Origin of the sequence: Frigidibacter oleivorans (genome assembly GCF_003993775.1) — a bacterium.
In the GTDB taxonomy this organism is placed as follows: Bacteria; Pseudomonadota; Alphaproteobacteria; order Rhodobacterales; family Rhodobacteraceae; genus Frigidibacter; species Frigidibacter oleivorans.
In genome coordinates this window covers 263,792-279,950 of sequence record NZ_RJRZ01000003.1, presented here as the reverse complement: position 1 = coordinate 279,950, position 16,159 = coordinate 263,792, and the positions used below count along the sequence as shown (strand labels likewise).

Below are 16,159 nucleotides of genomic sequence, written 5' to 3'. Positions count from 1 at the left end.
CAGGGCGTCAGGCGGGCCGATGCGCACGGTGATCTTCGATCTGGACGGCACGCTGGCCGATACCTCGGCGGACCTGATCGCCGCCGCCAATGCCTGTTTCCGGGCGATGGGCCATGGCGACCTGCTGGACCCGGCCTGCGATGCGCTGACCGCCTTCCATGGCGGCCGGGCGATGCTGCGGCTGGGGCTCGCCCGCGTCGCCACCGCCGAGGAGGCGGTGGACGAGCTGCTGGTATCGGACCACTACCCCCGGCTTCTCGACCATTACCGCCGCGACATCATGGTGCATACCCGCGCCTATCCCGGCGCCATCGCGGCGGTGGAGGCGCTGAAGGCACGGGGCTTCGCCGTCGGTATCTGCACCAACAAGCCCGCCGATCTGGCCGAGGCGCTGCTGGCGAAGATGGGGGTGCGGCAGCTCTTCGGCTCGATGATCGGGGCCGATACGCTGCCGGTGAGGAAGCCCGATCCCGCCCCCTATGTCGCGGCGGTGGAACGGGCGGGCGGGCAGGTCGCGCGGTCGATGCTGGTGGGCGACACCGAAACCGACCGGCGGACGGCGGCGGCGGCCGGGGTGCCGGTGGCGCTGGTGACCTTCGGGCCGGAAGGCGCAGGCATCGCCCGGCTGTCGCCCGAGGCGCTGCTCGACCATTTCGACGATCTGCCGGACCTGGCCGAGCGGCTGGTGCCGTGACCGGAGGCGAGGTCTTCACCGGCAGCTTCACCCAGCAGGAGCCGATCCCCGAAGAGGCGATCGCCGCGGCGGTGGCCGTGCTGCGCCACGGGCGGCTGCACCGCTATAACCTCGCCCCCGGCGAGGCGGGCGAGGCGGCGCTGCTGGAAGAGGAGTTCGCGGCGCTGACCGGCGCGCGCTATTGCCTGGCCGTCGCCTCGGGCGGCTATGCGCTGGCCTGCGCCCTGCGCGCGGCGGGGGTCGCGCCGGGCGATGCGGTGCTGACCAACGCCTTCACCCTGGCCCCTGTGCCCGGCGCCATCGCCTCGGTCGGTGCCCGGCCGGTGCTGGTGGAGGTGACCGGGGATCTGGTGATCGACCTCGACGATCTGGCGGCGAAGGCGGCGGCCTCGGCTGCGCAGGTGCTGATGCTGTCGCATATGCGCGGACATCTGTGCGACATGGACCGCTGCGCCGCGCTGTGCCGCGATCTGGGGCTGATCCTGATCGAGGATTGCGCCCATACGATGGGGGCCGCGTGGAACGGCACGCCCTCGGGGCGGCACGGGCTGTTCGGCTGCTATTCCACCCAGACCTACAAGCACATGAATTCGGGCGAGGGCGGGCTGCTGGTGTCGGACGATGCGGCGGCGATGGCGCGGGCGGTGGTGCTGTCGGGCAGCTACATGCTGTATCCGCGCCACCGCGCCGCGCCGCCGCCCGAGGCGTTCGAGGACGCGCGATGGGACATGCCCAATATCTCGGGCCGGATGGACAACCTGCGCGCGGCGATCCTGCGCCCGCAGCTGGCGGGGCTGGCCGACCGCCGCGAGCGCTGGAATGCCCGTTACCGGCGGCTGGAGGCGGGGCTGGCGGGCACGCCGGGCCTGCGGCTGATCCCGCGCCCGGCGGCCGAGGATTTCGTCGGTTCGTCCTTCCAGGCGCTGCTGCCGGGCTGGCCGCCTGCGCGGATGGCGGCGCTGGTCGCGGCCTGCGCGGCGCGGGGGGTGGAGGTCAAGTGGTTCGGCGCGGCGGAGCCGCAGGGCTTCACCTCGCGCCACGACCACTGGCGCTGGCTGCCGCGGCAGGACCTGCCGCAGACCGACCGGGTGCTGGCCGGGCTGATCGACCTGCGCCTGCCGCTGACCTTCACGCTGGAGGATTGCGACCAGATTGCCCGGATCGTCCGGGACGAGGTGGGGGCGCTGGCCTCAGAATAACCCGGCGAACCGGTCCGGCAGCACATAGCTGCGGCGGTTGTGCAGCGTGTCGTGCCGCCAGATCCCTGCCTGTTCGTCATGGCGCCAGCTGTCGCGGATGCGCCGGCGCTGCCAGCCGAAGGTGAAATCCGTGACCTCGGGCGGGCGCGCCTCGATGCTGGCGAGGAAGGCCTCCATCTGGCTTTCGTCCTGCGACCAGCCGCCCCCGGCCACATCGGCCGCCGCCCCGGCCATCGCCAGCCGCCGCGCCTGCCGCGCCATCAGGATGCCCGCATCGACATAGCGCAGGTGGAACAGGAACAGCGCCTCGCTCAGATGCAGGCGCGGATGGTCGGCATAATGGCCGCCAAGGCTCCAGCGAATCGGGCGCCCGGTCAGGCAGGGCTTGCAATAGCTCGCGTTGATCCGGGCGTGGCGGCGCTGGTCCAGAACCGGGCGGGCGGGGTCGAGCGGCGCTTCCAGATCGCGGCGATGCACCAGTTCCAGCGCGAAGGGCGACACGACCCCATGTGCGGCGACCTCGGCCCGGATCGCGCCCGGCAGGTCCGTGCCCCGCACGGGGTCCAGCGCGATCAGCTCGTCCACGTCGTTGAAGGCCACGGCCTGATACCGTTCCGTCAGCCCCGAGACGATGGCCGAGATCATGCGCCAGCGCGCCGCGTCCCACCCGGGGCCGGGTTCGGCGCGGGGCAGGCGCAGCGCCTGCACGCCCTCCGCCCAGTCGGGCAGGCGCTGGTCCAGCCCGTCCAGCAGCACGATCAGCGCCGCGCGCGGGACGAAGCGGCTGTAGTATTCGACCCAAATCCGCAGGAACAGATCCTCGTCCCGCACCATCGTGACGAAGGCGATGCCGCCGTCCTTGCCCATCCGATCCTCGCTTGCCGCCCGGCCACATTCCGCCGGCACCGGCCGATGTTCAAGCCCGTGACGCGATGTCAGGCCCGGCCCCGCAACGCGGGGCTTGACGCGACTCGCCGGGCGGGCTCATTTATGAACAGGTGTTCAATAACATGTGCGGTCAGGGAGGAGGGCCCATGTTCATGGCGTCGATGGCTTTCGATCTGGGGGACGAGATCGAGGCGCTGCGCGACACCGTCCATCGCTGGGCGCAGGACCGGGTGAAGCCGCTGGCGGCCGAGGTCGATCGCGGCAACGCCTTTCCGGCCGCGCTGTGGCGCGAGATGGGCGATCTGGGCCTGCTGGGGATCACCGTGTCCGAGGATTACGGCGGGGCAGGGACGGGCTATCTGGCCCATTCCATCGCGGTGGAGGAGATCGCCCGCGCCTCGGCCAGCGTCAGCCTGTCCTATGGCGCGCATTCCAACCTCTGCGTGAACCAGATCAAGCTGAACGGCAGCGACGAGCAAAAGCGGCGCTACCTGCCGAAGCTGGTCTCGGGCGAGCATGTGGGCGCGCTGGCGATGTCCGAGGCGGGCGCAGGCTCCGACGTGGTGGGCATGCAGCTGCGGGCCGAACGCCGCAACGGCCATTACCTGCTGAACGGCAGCAAATACTGGATCACCAATGGCCCCGATGCCGACACGCTGGTAGTCTATGCCAAGACCGACCCCGAGGCCGGGTCGAAGGGCATCACCGCCTTCATCGTCGAGCGCGGCTTTGCCGGCTTCTCCACCTCCCCGCATTTCGACAAGCTGGGGATGCGCGGATCGAATACGGGCGAGCTGATCTTCGAGAATTGCGAGGTGCCCTTCGAGAATGTCCTGGGCGAGGAAGGCCGGGGCGTGCGGGTGCTGATGTCGGGGCTGGACTATGAACGGGTGGTGCTGTCGGGCATCGGCACCGGCATCATGGCCGCCTGCCTGGACGAGGTGATGCCCTACATGCACGAACGCCGCCAGTTCGGGCAGAAGATCGGGGAATTCCAGCTGATGCAGGCCAAGATCGCCGACATGTATACGGCGATGAACACGGCGCGGGCCTATCTCTATGCGGTGGCGCAGGCCTGCGACCGGGGGCGGGTGACGCGGGCCGATGCGGCGGCCTGCGTGCTTTATGCCAGCGAACAGGCGATGGTGCAGGCGCATCAGGCGGTGCAGGCGATGGGCGGCGCGGGCTTCCTGAACGACAGCGTGGTCAGCCGGCTGTTCCGCGACGCCAAGCTGATGGAGATCGGCGCCGGCACCTCGGAAATCCGCCGCATGCTGGTCGGGCGCGAACTGATGGCGGCCACGGCATGAGCGCCCCCGCCGCAGCGGCCTGGGCGGCGGCGCGCCCGGGCCGGCCGGGATCAGAAGCGGTGCACGTAGGAGACGCCCATCACCACCGGGTCGATCTTCGCGGTGCCGATCTTGGTGCCGTCCAGCTTCACCTCGCTGTCGATGTCCATCCAGCGGATGTCGGCGCGGACGGCGCCCCTGTCGCTGACCTTGGCGTCGAAGCCCGCATGCAGCGCCAGCCCGACGGAATCCTCCAGCTTCAGCTTCGTCCCCGCCAGCGCGCCGCGCGTCTCTTCCTCGAAGAAGATCGTGTAGTTCAGCCCGACGCCGACGAAGGGCTTCAGCACCGGCGTCGCGTCGAAATGGTACTGGATCGACACGACCGGCGGCAGGTGCTGCACGCTGCCCACCCGGCCCAGCCCGTCCAGCTTCACGTCATGCTCGAAGGGCGTGGCGGCAAGAACCTCGATCCCGAGGTTGTCGCGGATGAAGTATTCGAAGGTGATCGTCGGGCGGATGTCGTCGTCCACATCGGCGGACAGGCCCGCCAGCGTGCCGTTGCCGTCCTTCGGCGCGACATAGCCCAGCCCGAGGCCGAGGGTGAAGTCGCCCGCCTGCTGGGCCTGGGCGGGGACGCCGGCCAGAGCGGCGGCAATTGCGGCGGCAAGGGCGGCGGGGGCGATGATCTTGGTCGTCATGGGATGTCCCTTCGGTCTGTAACGCCGGCGACACTCGGCCGGCCGGCGCAGCCGGGCCTTGACGCAGATCAAGAAAAGCGTCCGCCGGCCAGACACTTGCCGGGACGTTTCGCCGCAGGGCGGGGGGCGCGGGGGGACGCATGAAACTGACATCCGCGATCCTGACCGGTTCCGACGCGTTCCGCGCCAACCGTGCCCATCACCTGGCCGCGCTGGCCGAGGTGGCCGAGGCCGCGGCGCTGGCCGCCGCCGGGGGCGGCGCCACGGCCACCGCCCGCCATGTGGCGCGGGGCAAGATGGCCCCGCGCGACCGGGTGGCGAACCTGCTCGACCCCGGCGCGCCCTTCCTCGAGATCGGTGCGACCGCCGCCCACGGCCTCTATGACGGCGCCTCGCCCGGCGCGGGGCTGATCGCCGGCATCGGCCGGGTCATGGGGCAAGAGGTGATGGTGCTGGCCAACGACGCCACGGTGAAGGGCGGCACCTACTACCCGATGACGGTGAAGAAGCATCTGCGCGCACAGGAGATCGCGCAGGAGAACCGGCTGCCCTGCCTCTATCTGGTCGATTCCGGCGGGGCGAACCTGCCCAACCAGGACGAGGTCTTTCCCGACCGCGACCATTTCGGGCGCATCTTCTTCAACCAGGCGCGGATGAGCGCCGAGGGCATCGCGCAGATCGCGGTGGTGATGGGCTCCTGCACCGCCGGGGGCGCCTATGTGCCCGCGATGTCGGATGTCACCATCATCGTCCGCGACCAGGGCACGATCTTCCTCGCCGGTCCGCCGCTGGTGCGCGCGGCCACGGGCGAGGTGGTCAGCGCCGAGGATCTGGGCGGCGGCGAGGTGCATACGAGGCTGTCGGGCGTCGCCGACTACCTGGCCGAGGACGATGCCCATGCGCTGGCGCTCGCGCGGCGCGCGGTGGCGGGGCTGAACCGCCAGCGCCCGGCCGGGCCGCTGATCCAGGCGTCGGAACCGCCCGCCTACGACCCCGAGGAAATCCCCGGCATCGTGCCCGCCGATCCGCGCCAGCCCTATGACATCCGCGAGGTCATCGCCCGCATCGTCGACGGCTCGCGGCTGGACGAGTTCAAGCCGCGCTATGGCGAGACGCTGGTGACCGGCTTCGCCCATGTCGAGGGGATGCCGGTCGGCATCGTCGCCAACAATGGCGTGCTGTTTTCCGAGGCCGCGATCAAGGGCGCGCATTTCGTCGAGCTCTGTTCGCAGCGGAAGGTGCCGCTGGTCTTCCTGCAGAACATCACCGGCTTCATGGTGGGCCGGAAATACGAGAACGAGGGCATCGCCCGCCACGGTGCGAAGATGGTCACTGCCGTCGCCACCACCGCCGTGCCGAAGATCACGCTGCTGGTCGGCGGCAGCTTCGGTGCGGGCAATTACGGCATGGCCGGCCGCGCCTATTCGCCGCGCTTCCTGTGGACCTGGCCCAATTCCCGCATCGCGGTGATGGGCGGCGAACAGGCGGCGGGGGTGCTGGCCACCGTCCGGCGCGAGGCGCTGGACCGCGCGGGCCGCGACTGGTCCGCCGAGGAGGAGGCCGAGTTCCGCCGCCCCACGGTCGAGATGTTCGCGCGGCAAAGCCATCCGCTCTATGCCTCGGCCCGGCTGTGGGACGACGGCATCGTCGATCCGCGCAAGACCCGCGACGTGCTGGCCCTGTCGCTGTCGGCGGCGCTGAACGCGCCGATCCCCGACACGCGCTTCGGCCTGTTCCGGATGTGACGCCGATGCGCGGTGCCGATCTTCCGTTCGCCTATATTCCCGGGGGTGCGGGGGCAGGCGGCCCCCACCTCGAACTCCCCCGCTCGGCTCTCCCCCGCCGCGACCGTCGCCACCGGAGGCACGCATGTTCCGCAAGATCCTGATCGCCAACCGGGGCGAGATCGCCTGCCGGGTCATCGCCACCTGCCGCCGGATGGGCATTTCCACCGTGGCCGTGTTTTCCGAGGCCGACCGCGCCGCGCGGCATGTGGCATTGGCGGATCAGGCGGTGCCGGTCGGCGGCCCCGCGCCCGCCGACAGCTATCTGCGCGGCGACCGGCTGATCGAGGCGGCGCTGGCCACCGGGGCCGGGGCGATCCATCCCGGTTATGGCTTCCTGTCCGAGAACCCCGATTTCGTCGAGGCGGTGACGGCGGCGGGGCTGGTGTTCATCGGCCCCTCGGCGGCGGCGATCCGGGCGATGGGGCTGAAGGACGCGGCCAAGGCGCTGATGGCCGAGGCCGGCGTGCCGGTGGTTCCGGGCTATCACGGCGACAATCAGGACGCCGAACATCTGGCCGGCGCGGCCGAGGCGGTGGGCTATCCCGTGCTGATCAAGGCGGTGGCGGGCGGCGGCGGCAAGGGGATGCGGCGGGTCGAGGCGGCGCGCGACTTCCCCGAGGCGCTGGCCTCGGCCCGGCGCGAGGCGGAGGGCGCCTTCGGCAACCCCGCGGTGCTGATCGAGAAATACATCGACACCCCCCGCCATATCGAGGTGCAGGTCTTCGGCGACGGCCAGCGGGCGGTCCACCTGTTCGAACGCGACTGCTCGCTGCAGCGCCGCCACCAGAAGGTGATCGAGGAGGCCCCGGCCCCCGGCATGACCGGCGAGATGCGCGCGGCGATGGGGCAGGCGGCGGTGCGCGCGGCCGAGGCCATCGGCTATGCCGGCGCGGGGACGGTGGAATTCATCGTCGACGGCTCCGACGGGCTGCGGCCCGACCGCTTCTGGTTCATGGAGATGAACACCCGCCTGCAGGTCGAACATCCGGTAACCGAGGCGATCACCGGCGTCGATCTGGTGGAATGGCAGCTGCGCGTGGCAGCGGGCGAGCCCTTGCCGGCGCGGCAGCAGGACCTGGCGATCCGCGGCCATGCCTTCGAGGCGCGGCTTTATGCCGAGGATGTGCCCGCGGGCTTCCTGCCCGCGACCGGGCGGCTCGACCGGCTGGCCTTCCCCGACGGCGCGCGGATCGACACCGGGGTGCGCCCCGGCGATGCGATCAGCCCGTGGTACGATCCGATGATCGCCAAGATCATCACCCACGGTCCGACGCGGGCGGCGGCGCTGTCGCAGCTGGCGGCGGCGCTGGACCGGACCGAGGTGACGGGCAGCACCACCAACCTCGCCTTCCTCGCGGCGCTGGCGCGGCATCCGGGCTTCGCGGCGGGGCAGGTGGATACCGGCCTGATCGCCCGCGACCTGCCGGCGCTGGTGGCCGAACCCGCCTGCCCGCCACAGGCGCTGGCGCTGGCCGCCATTGCCGCGGCGGGGCTGGACGGCCCGCCCGCGCCGCAGCGGGGCTTCACCCTCTGGGCGCCGCTGCGGCGGACGGTGGTGCTGGCGCGGGACGGCGCGGCGCTGCCGGTGACGCTGGCCTGCGAGGGGCCGGACCGGGTGGTGGCGGACCTGCCCGAGGGCGGGGCGGTGGCGGCCGAGCGCGTCGATGGCGGCTGGCGGCTCGACGGCCGGCGGCCGGACCTGACGGCGCATGTCGATGTCGGCCGGGTCACCGTCTTCGGCGGCGGCGCGGGCACATGGCGCTTCGACCTGCCCGACCCGCTGGACCGCGCCGCGGCGGCGGGGCGCGGGGCGGATGTGGTCCTGTCGCCGATGCCGGGGCTGCTCAAGGCGGTCTTCGTGACCGCGGGGCAGGCGGTGGCGCAGGGCGACCGGCTGGCGATCCTCGAGGCGATGAAGATGGAACATACCCTGACCGCCGGCCGCGATGGCGAGGTGGCCGAGATCCTCGCCGCCGCCGGCGATCAGGTCGAGGCCGGGGCGGCGCTGGTCCGGCTGGCGCCGGAGGTTTCGCCGTGATCCGCCTGCACCATGTCGCCCAGACCCGCAGCTTTCGCGTGCTGTGGATGCTGGAGGAGCTGGGCCTGCCCTACGATCTGGTGCGGCACGATTTCTTCGACCGCGGCCTGCGCGATCCGGCCTATCTGGCGATGTCGCCGGCGGGCCGGGTTCCGGCGCTGGAAATCGACGGGCGCTGCCTGGCGGAATCCGGCGCGATCCTGCAATGGCTGGCGGAAACGCGGGGGCCGCAACTGCTGGGTTCGCCGCAGGAACGGCCCGACTGGCTGGAATGGCTGCACTATGCCGAAACCGTCGCCGCGCATGTGGCGAACCTGACGCAGCAGCACATCATGCTGCGCGAGGACCATATGCGCAGCCCCACGGTCATGCGGCTGGAGGCGAAGCGGCTGGAAAAGACGCTGGAGGGCGTCGAACGGCGGCTGGCGGGCGACTGGCTGCTGGGTTCGGGCTTTTCGGCGGCGGACATTGCCGTAAGCTACGGCGCGATGATCGGGCGCCGCTTCGTCGATCCGGACAGGCTGCCCCGCGTCGCGGGCTGGCTGTCCCGCTGCGCGGCGCGCCCGGCCTTCGCCCGTGCCGCCGACCGGGACGGGCCGCCGCAGATCTACCTGAAGCCCTTCTACCCGCCGCCGGAGGCCCCATGAACGACAGCGTCGACATTTTCGAGGTAGGTCCCCGCGACGGTCTGCAGAACGAGTCCCGCCCGATCCCCGCCTCGGGCAAGATCGCGCTGATCGACGCCCTGACCGAGGCCGGTTTCGCCCGGATCGAGGCCACCAGCTTCGTCAGCCCGAAATGGGTGCCGCAGATGGCCGATGCGGCCGAGGTGATGGCGGGCATCGCCCGCCGGCCCGGCACCGCCTACTGGGTTCTGACCCCGAACCTGAAGGGCTACGAGGCCGCGCGCGCCGCGAAGGCCGACGGGGTCGCGGTCTTCGCCTCGGCCACCGAAGGCTTCAGCCGCGCCAACCTCAACTGCTCGATCGCCGAAAGCCTCGACCGCTTCGCCCCGGTGCTGGAGGCGGCGCGGGCCGACGGCTTGCCGGTGCGCGGCTATGTCTCGGTCGTCACCGACTGCCCGTTCGAGGGCGCGGTGGACCCGGCCGCCGTGGCGAGGGTGGCCGGGGCGCTGGCGGCGATGGGCTGCGGCGAGATCAGCCTGGGCGAGACGCTGGGCCGCGGCACCCCCGACCGGGTTCGCGCCATGTTGGAGGCGGTGCTGTCCGACCTGCCGGCGGACCGGCTGGCCGGGCACTTCCACGATACCGGCGGGCGGGCGCTCGACAATGTCGCGGTGGCGCTGGACCTGGGCCTGCGGGTCTTCGACGCCTCGGTGGGGGGCCTGGGCGGCTGTCCCTATGCACCGGGCGCGGCGGGCAATCTCGCGACCGAGGCGCTGGCGGCGCGGCTGGCCGAGATGGGCTTCGCGACCGGGCTCGATGCCGGGCGGGTGGGGGAGGCTGCGCGGCTCGCCCGGGCGCTGAAGGCGGGCGCGCATGTCTGACGGGTACGAGACGCTGGACCTGTCCGCCGACGGCCGGGGCGTCGCCCGGCTGCGGCTGAACCGGCCCGAGCGGCACAATGCGCTGAACGCCGCGATGATCGCCGAGGTGACGGCGGCCGTGGCCCGGCTGGGGGCCGATCCGGCCGTGCGCGTCGTCGTGCTGGAAGGCGCGGGCGACAGCTTTTGCGCGGGCGGCGATCTGGGCTGGATGCGCGCGCAGATGCAGGCGGACCGCGCCACGCGGGTTGAGGAAGCAGGCAAGCTCGCCGCGATGCTGGGCGCGCTCGACGCCTGCCCGAAACCGGTGATCGCGCGGGTGCAGGGCCCGGCCTATGGCGGCGGTGTCGGCATGATCGCGGTCTGCGACGTGGCGGTGGCGGCGGCGGGCGCGCGGCTGGCCCTCACCGAGACGCGGCTGGGGCTGATCCCCGCCACCATCGGCCCCTATGTGCTGGCGCGGATGGGCGAGGGGAAGGCGCGCCGGGTGTTCATGTCGGGCCGTGCCTTCGACGCGGCCGAGGCGGTGGAACTGGGACTGATCGCCCGCGCCGTGCCGCCCGAGGCGCTGGACGAGGCCGTCGAGGCCGAGGTCGCCCCCTACCTGTCCTGCGCCCCGGGGGCGGTGGCCGCGGCCAAGGCGCTGGCCCGGCGGCTCGGCCAAGGCAAGGATGCGCAGGCGGTGACCGACAGCATCGCCGCGCTGGCCGACATCTGGGAGACGGAGGAGGCCGCCGAGGGAATCGCCGCCTTCTTCGACCGCCGCAAACCGCGCTGGAATTCCTGACGATTCTGCCTAGGCTTGCAGCCGATACCTCAGTGCCGCGACAGCAATGCCGCAGTGCTGCACAAGGCCCTGTGCGCGCATCGAAACCGGGCCCGCCCGGACCCGGCTTCGGTTGACCGCGCCGCTGCGGGGGCGTAAACGGGCGTCAGCCGGAACTGCGCGGGCCTGCCCGCGACACGAGGGAGCCACCAGTGGACTTGCTGCTGCGAGAATACCTTCCGATCCTGATCTTCCTTGCGATGGCCGTGGGATTGGGGCTGGTCCTGATCCTCGCCGCCGTGATCGTCGCCGTGCGCAATCCCGATCCGGAAAAGGTTTCGGCCTACGAATGCGGCTTCAACGCCTTCGATGACGCGCGGATGAAGTTCGACGTCCGCTTCTACCTCGTCTCGATCCTGTTCATCATCTTCGACCTCGAAGTGGCCTTCCTGTTCCCCTGGGCCGTGGCCTTCGGCGGGCTGTCCGACGTGGCCTTCTGGTCGATGATGGTGTTCCTCGGCGTGCTGACGGTGGGCTTCGCCTATGAATGGAAGAAGGGGGCGCTGGAATGGGAGTGATGACCTCGGCCAACACGGCGGGCCCCGACAAGGAGGTGGCGACCGCCGCCCTGAACCGCGAGCTGCAGGACAAGGGCTTCCTTCTGACCTCGGTCGAGGATGTCATCAACTGGGCGCGCAACGGATCGCTGCACTGGATGACCTTCGGTCTGGCCTGCTGCGCGGTCGAGATGATGCAGACCTCGATGCCGCGCTATGACGTGGAACGTTTCGGCACCGCGCCGCGCGCCTCGCCCCGGCAGTCGGACCTGATGATCGTCGCGGGCACGCTGACCAACAAGATGGCGCCGGCGCTGCGCAAGGTCTACGACCAGATGCCCGAGCCGCGCTACGTGATCTCGATGGGCAGCTGCGCCAATGGCGGCGGCTATTACCACTACAGCTACTCGGTGGTGCGCGGCTGCGACCGGATCGTTCCGGTCGACATCTACGTGCCGGGCTGCCCGCCCACGGCCGAGGCGCTGCTTTACGGTATCCTCCAGTTGCAGCGGAAGATCCGCCGCACCGGCACCCTCGTCCGCTGAGGAGGCGCGCATGACCGAAGCCCTGAACGAACTGGCCGCCCATATCGAGGCCAAGCGCGGCGATGCCGTGGTCGCCACCGAGGTCGCCTTCGGCGAACTGACGGTGACCGCGACGCTGGCAGGCCTGACCGGCCTGATCGACTTCCTGCGCAGCGACCCGACCTGCCGCTTCTCGACGCTGGTGGACATCACCGCGGTGGACTACCCGACCCGGGCCGAACGGTTCGACATGGTCTACCACTTCCTATCGATGTACCGGAACCACCGCATCCGGGTGAAGGTGCCGGTCCGCGAAGAGGACATGGTGCCCTCGATCACGCCGATCCACATCTCGGCCAACTGGTTCGAGCGCGAGGTGTTCGACATGTTCGGCATCCTCTTCTCGGGCCACCCGGACCTGCGCCGGATCCTGACCGACTATGGCTTCCGCGGCCACCCGCTGCGCAAGGACTTCCCCACCACGGGCTATACCGAGGTGCGCTATGACGAGGAACAGAAGCGCGTGGTCTACGAGCCGGTGAAGCTGGTTCAGGAATACCGCATGTTCGACTTCATGTCGCCGTGGGAAGGCGCGCAATACGTGCTGCCGGGGGATGACAAGGCGGGCGACAAGCCCGGTGAGAAACCGGCCAGCGCGGGGGCGAAGGCGTAAGTGGCGGGCGAGCCGACACTGCTGTTCTGCGTGGGGGCGACGAAGGCGGGCACGTCCTGGCTGTATCGCTATCTGCACGGGCATGCCGAGTGCCGGCTGCGGTCTATCAAGGAACTGCATTTCTTCGACACCGTCGATTTCCGCGACTATGCGCATCAGTTCGACACCTATGCGCGGCTGCGGGACGATCTGCTGCGGCGGCAGGGCGAGGCCGGGGATGCCTGGCGCCGGCGCAACCTGCAGCGGCAGATCGACGACGTGGACGAGGTGGTGGCGGCGCTGCGGCTGGCCGAGGCGGGGGACGAGCCGGCCGCGCTGGCCGCCTATCGCGCCTATCTGGCGGGCACGGCCGACGGCGCGACGCGGCTGGTGGGCGACATCACCCCCGGCTATGCGCTGCTGTCGGTGCCGCGGCTGGCGATGATGGCGGCGCTGTCGCCGGCGGTGCGGGTGCTCTATCTGATGCGTGACCCGCTCGACCGGCTGTGGAGCCATGTGCGGATGCAGGCGGCGCGGCAGCTGCGCCCGGGCGAGACGGTCGAGGTCAAGGCGCGCCGGGTGCTGAACCGGGTGGTGCGGCGGGGGCTGGAAACCCATGTCGCCAGCCGCAGCGACTATCGCGGCGCGGTGGAGCGGCTGTGGGCGGCGGTGCCGCCGGCGCAGCTGCTGATCGACTTCACCGAACGGCTGCTGACGCCCGAGGGGCTGACGCGGCTCTGCGGCTTCCTCGGCATTGCCCCGGCGCCGGCCGACACGACCGAACGCGCGCATGAGGGGCGGCCGCTGCCGCTCGACCCCGCGCAGCGGGATCAGGCGCTGGCATGGCTCGCGCCGCAATACGACTTCGTGGAACGGAATTTCGGCCCGCTGCCGCAAGGCTGGGCGGGCGGCAGGACGGGAGTCCAGGCATGACGGGGGTCCAGGCATGATGGACGGCAACTTCGACGACGCGCTGACCGGCGAACAGAAGATCCGCAACTTCAACATCAACTTCGGCCCGCAACACCCTGCGGCGCATGGCGTTCTGCGTCTGGTGCTGGAGCTGGACGGCGAGATCGTGGAACGCTGCGATCCGCATATCGGCCTGCTGCATCGCGGGACCGAGAAGCTGATGGAAAGCCGGACCTACCTGCAGAACCTGCCCTATTTCGACCGGCTGGACTATGTGGCGCCGATGAACCAGGAACATGCCTGGTGCCTGGCGATCGAACGGCTGACCGGCACCGCGGTGCCGCGCCGCGCCTCGCTGATCCGGGTGCTGTATTCCGAGATCGGCCGCATCCTGAACCACCTGCTGAACGTGACCACGCAGGCGATGGACGTGGGCGCGCTGACCCCGCCGCTGTGGGGCTTCGTCGAGCGCGAAGAGCTGATGGTCTTCTACGAACGGGCCAGCGGCGCGCGGCTGCATTCGGCATTCTTCCGTCCGGGCGGGGTGCATCAGGACCTGCCCGAGAAGCTGATCGACGATATCGAGGCCTGGGCCGACAAGTTCCCGGCGCGGCTGGACGACATCGACGGGCTGCTGACCGAGAACCGCATCTTCAAGCAGCGCAACGTCGATATCGGCATCGTCAAGGAAGAGGACATCCTCGCCTGGGGCTATTCGGGCGTGATGGTGCGCGGCTCGGGCCTTGCCTGGGACCTGCGGCGCAGCCAGCCCTACGAATGCTATGACGAGTTCGACTTCCAGATCCCGGTGGGCACCAGCGGCGACTGCTATGACCGCTACCTGTGCCGCATGGCCGAGATGCGCGAGTCCACGAAGATCATCAAGCAGGCCATCGCCAAGCTGCGCGCCGAACCCGGCGAGGTGCTAGCGCGCGGCAAGATCACGCCCCCCAAGCGCGGCGACATGAAGCGCTCGATGGAGGCGCTGATCCATCACTTCAAGCTCTACACCGAGGGCTTCCACGTCCCGGCGGGCGAGGTCTATGCCGCGGTCGAGGCGCCGAAGGGCGAATTCGGCGTCTATCTGGTGGCCGACGGCACCAACAAGCCGTGGCGGGCCAAGCTGCGCGCGCCGGGCTTCCTGCATCTGCAATCCATCGACTGGATGGCGACGGGTCATCTTCTGGCCGATGTATCCGCCATCATCGGCACGATGGACATCGTCTTTGGAGAGGTGGACCGCTAATGCTGCGTCGTCTCGCGCCGGTTCAGCCGGAAACCTTCGCCTTCACGCCCGCGAACCTGGACTGGGCGAGGGGGCAGATCACCAAGTATCCCGCCGGGCGCCAGGCCTCGGCGATCATCCCGCTGCTGTACCGGGCGCAGGAACAGGAAGGCTGGCTCAGCCGCGCGGCCATCGAATATGTGGCCGACATGCTGGACATGGCGCATATCCGCGCGCTGGAAGTGGCGACCTTCTACTTCATGTTCCAGCTGCAACCCACGGGGAGCATTGCGCATATCCAGGTCTGCGGCACCACCAGCTGCATGATCTGCGGGGCCGAGAAGCTGATCGAGGTCTGCAAGGCCCGGATCGCGCCGCAGCCCTACACCCTGTCGGCGGACGGCAAGTTCACCTGGGAAGAGGTCGAATGCCTCGGCGCCTGCGCCAATGCGCCCGCGGCGCAGATCGGCAAGGACTATTACGAGGATCTGACGGCCGAGGGCTTCGCCGCGCTGCTGGACGAACTGGCGGCGGGCCGGGTGCCCGTGCCGGGTCCGCAGAACGGCCGCTATTCCAGCGAGCCGCTGACCGGACTGACCAGCCTGAAAGAGCATGAGAGCGGCCGCACCCAGTACAATGCCAGCGTGCAGCGCGCGGTCGATCTGGGCGAGACGGTGAAGCGCATCGACGGCACCGAGGTGCCGCTGCTGACGCCCTGGGTCCGGCCGGACCCGGTGCCCGAGGATGCGCCGCAGACCGAACCCACCCCCGGCGCGGGCCAGCCCGCCGATGCCACCGGTATCACGGTGCAGGAGGCTCCGGCCGACAGCGCCGCCGAGATGCCCCCCACCAACGGCTCGCCCAAGTCGCCCTCCGAGGCGCCGGTGACCACGCAAGAGGCGCCGATGCCCGACAGCGGCGCCCAGGCGACGGCCCCGGCGACCGCGGGCACCGAGACGGAGACCGTGGCCGATGCCGCAGATGCCGGCGCCGAGCGGCCGGAGGGTGCGGAACCCGCGCCCTATCAGCCGGCCGGGGATCAGGGCGAGGGCATCTCGACCGCCGGCACCGGCGAGAGGGCGGCGAGCCTGCATGACGAGGACGGCGATGCGGGCGCGGCAGGCACCGCCGCGGGCACGCGTCCGGCGGGACTGGATGCGCCGCGCGGCGGGCAGCCGGACGATCTGCAGATCATCGAGGGCATCGGACCCAAGATGGAGGCGATGCTGCATTCGCTGGGCTTCTATCACTTCGACCAGATCGCGGGCTGGACCGATGCCGACCTGGCCTGGGTGGACCAGAACCTGACCGGCTTCCGCGGCCGTGCCTCGCGCGACCGCTGGGTGGCGCAGGCGCGGATCATCACCGGCGAGGGGCGGGAGGAATTCCTGCGCCGCGCCAAGACGAACGACTATTGAGGCCGCCG

Annotated in this window: 16 protein-coding genes; 14 read left to right on the top strand and 2 right to left on the bottom strand. The window is 70.7% G+C overall.

Annotated elements, in window-relative coordinates:
- Nucleotides 1–19: 19 nt before the first annotated feature.
- Both EEY80_RS06545 and EEY80_RS06540 read left to right on the top strand, forming a co-directional pair.
- Nucleotides 20–694, top strand: coding sequence for an HAD-IA family hydrolase (locus EEY80_RS06545; protein ID WP_126975776.1), 675 nt, complete (start codon nucleotides 20–22; stop codon nucleotides 692–694).
- Complete coding sequence (locus EEY80_RS06540) at nucleotides 691–1,893, top strand: DegT/DnrJ/EryC1/StrS family aminotransferase (RefSeq protein WP_126975775.1); 1,203 nt, start codon at nucleotides 691–693, stop codon at nucleotides 1,891–1,893. Before EEY80_RS06545 ends, EEY80_RS06540 begins: the two co-directional genes overlap by 4 nt.
- On the opposite strand, the gene EEY80_RS06535 is transcribed toward EEY80_RS06540, so the two are convergent.
- The gene (locus EEY80_RS06535; protein WP_126975774.1) at nucleotides 1,885–2,760 is read right to left on the bottom strand and encodes a hypothetical protein; all 876 of its coding nucleotides are present in this window, start codon (nucleotides 2,758–2,760) and stop codon (nucleotides 1,885–1,887) included. The two genes, EEY80_RS06540 and EEY80_RS06535, sit on opposite strands and share 9 nt — an antisense overlap.
- A gap of 167 nt (nucleotides 2,761–2,927) precedes the next feature.
- Between EEY80_RS06535 and EEY80_RS06530 the strand changes: the two genes are divergently transcribed.
- Entirely contained in the window at nucleotides 2,928–4,091 is a 1,164-nt protein-coding gene (locus EEY80_RS06530; protein WP_126975773.1) for an isovaleryl-CoA dehydrogenase, read from the top strand.
- 50 nt (nucleotides 4,092–4,141) lie between these two features.
- Here EEY80_RS06530 and EEY80_RS06525 read toward each other — a convergent pair whose 3' ends face one another.
- Nucleotides 4,142–4,768, bottom strand: a complete 627-nt coding sequence (locus tag EEY80_RS06525; protein ID WP_126975772.1) for an OmpW/AlkL family protein — start codon at nucleotides 4,766–4,768, stop codon at nucleotides 4,142–4,144.
- A gap of 140 nt (nucleotides 4,769–4,908) precedes the next feature.
- Between EEY80_RS06525 and EEY80_RS06520 the strand changes: the two genes are divergently transcribed.
- The 11 genes from EEY80_RS06520 (at nucleotide 4,909) to nuoE (ending at nucleotide 16,151) form a co-directional block, all read left to right on the top strand.
- Nucleotides 4,909–6,513 carry a carboxyl transferase domain-containing protein gene (locus tag EEY80_RS06520; protein ID WP_126975771.1) on the top strand — a complete coding sequence of 535 codons (1,605 nt, stop codon included), beginning with the start codon at nucleotides 4,909–4,911 and terminating at the stop codon, nucleotides 6,511–6,513.
- Between the two features lie 124 nt (nucleotides 6,514–6,637).
- Nucleotides 6,638–8,593, top strand: coding sequence for an acetyl/propionyl/methylcrotonyl-CoA carboxylase subunit alpha (locus tag EEY80_RS06515; RefSeq protein WP_126975770.1), 1,956 nt, complete (start codon nucleotides 6,638–6,640; stop codon nucleotides 8,591–8,593).
- Nucleotides 8,590–9,240 carry a glutathione S-transferase family protein gene (locus EEY80_RS06510; RefSeq protein ID WP_126975769.1) on the top strand — a complete coding sequence of 217 codons (651 nt, stop codon included), beginning with the start codon at nucleotides 8,590–8,592 and terminating at the stop codon, nucleotides 9,238–9,240. Before EEY80_RS06515 ends, EEY80_RS06510 begins: the two co-directional genes overlap by 4 nt.
- Nucleotides 9,237–10,100, top strand: coding sequence for a hydroxymethylglutaryl-CoA lyase (locus EEY80_RS06505; protein ID WP_126975768.1), 864 nt, complete (start codon nucleotides 9,237–9,239; stop codon nucleotides 10,098–10,100). Before EEY80_RS06510 ends, EEY80_RS06505 begins: the two co-directional genes overlap by 4 nt.
- Nucleotides 10,093–10,884, top strand: coding sequence for a crotonase/enoyl-CoA hydratase family protein (locus EEY80_RS06500; RefSeq protein ID WP_126975767.1), 792 nt, complete (start codon nucleotides 10,093–10,095; stop codon nucleotides 10,882–10,884). Before EEY80_RS06505 ends, EEY80_RS06500 begins: the two co-directional genes overlap by 8 nt.
- A 191-nt stretch (nucleotides 10,885–11,075) precedes the next feature.
- The gene (locus EEY80_RS06495; protein WP_126975766.1) at nucleotides 11,076–11,441 is read left to right on the top strand and encodes an NADH-quinone oxidoreductase subunit A; all 366 of its coding nucleotides are present in this window, start codon (nucleotides 11,076–11,078) and stop codon (nucleotides 11,439–11,441) included.
- Nucleotides 11,432–11,965 carry a NuoB/complex I 20 kDa subunit family protein gene (locus EEY80_RS06490; protein WP_126975765.1) on the top strand — a complete coding sequence of 178 codons (534 nt, stop codon included), beginning with the start codon at nucleotides 11,432–11,434 and terminating at the stop codon, nucleotides 11,963–11,965. Before EEY80_RS06495 ends, EEY80_RS06490 begins: the two co-directional genes overlap by 10 nt.
- A 10-nt stretch (nucleotides 11,966–11,975) precedes the next feature.
- Entirely contained in the window at nucleotides 11,976–12,617 is a 642-nt protein-coding gene (locus EEY80_RS06485; protein ID WP_126975764.1) for an NADH-quinone oxidoreductase subunit C, read from the top strand.
- On the top strand, nucleotides 12,618–13,529 hold the full coding sequence (locus EEY80_RS06480; RefSeq protein ID WP_126975763.1) for a sulfotransferase: 912 nt from the start codon (nucleotides 12,618–12,620) through the stop codon (nucleotides 13,527–13,529). It abuts the gene before it with no gap.
- Nucleotides 13,530–13,545: 16 nt separating this feature from the next.
- Complete coding sequence (locus tag EEY80_RS06475; protein WP_205749049.1) at nucleotides 13,546–14,754, top strand: NADH-quinone oxidoreductase subunit D; 1,209 nt, start codon at nucleotides 13,546–13,548, stop codon at nucleotides 14,752–14,754.
- Nucleotides 14,754–16,151, top strand: coding sequence for an NADH-quinone oxidoreductase subunit NuoE (gene nuoE, locus EEY80_RS06470; protein WP_126975761.1), 1,398 nt, complete (start codon nucleotides 14,754–14,756; stop codon nucleotides 16,149–16,151). The genes EEY80_RS06475 and nuoE overlap by 1 nt, the downstream gene beginning before the upstream one ends.
- The last annotated feature ends 8 nt before the right edge of the window (nucleotides 16,152–16,159 follow it).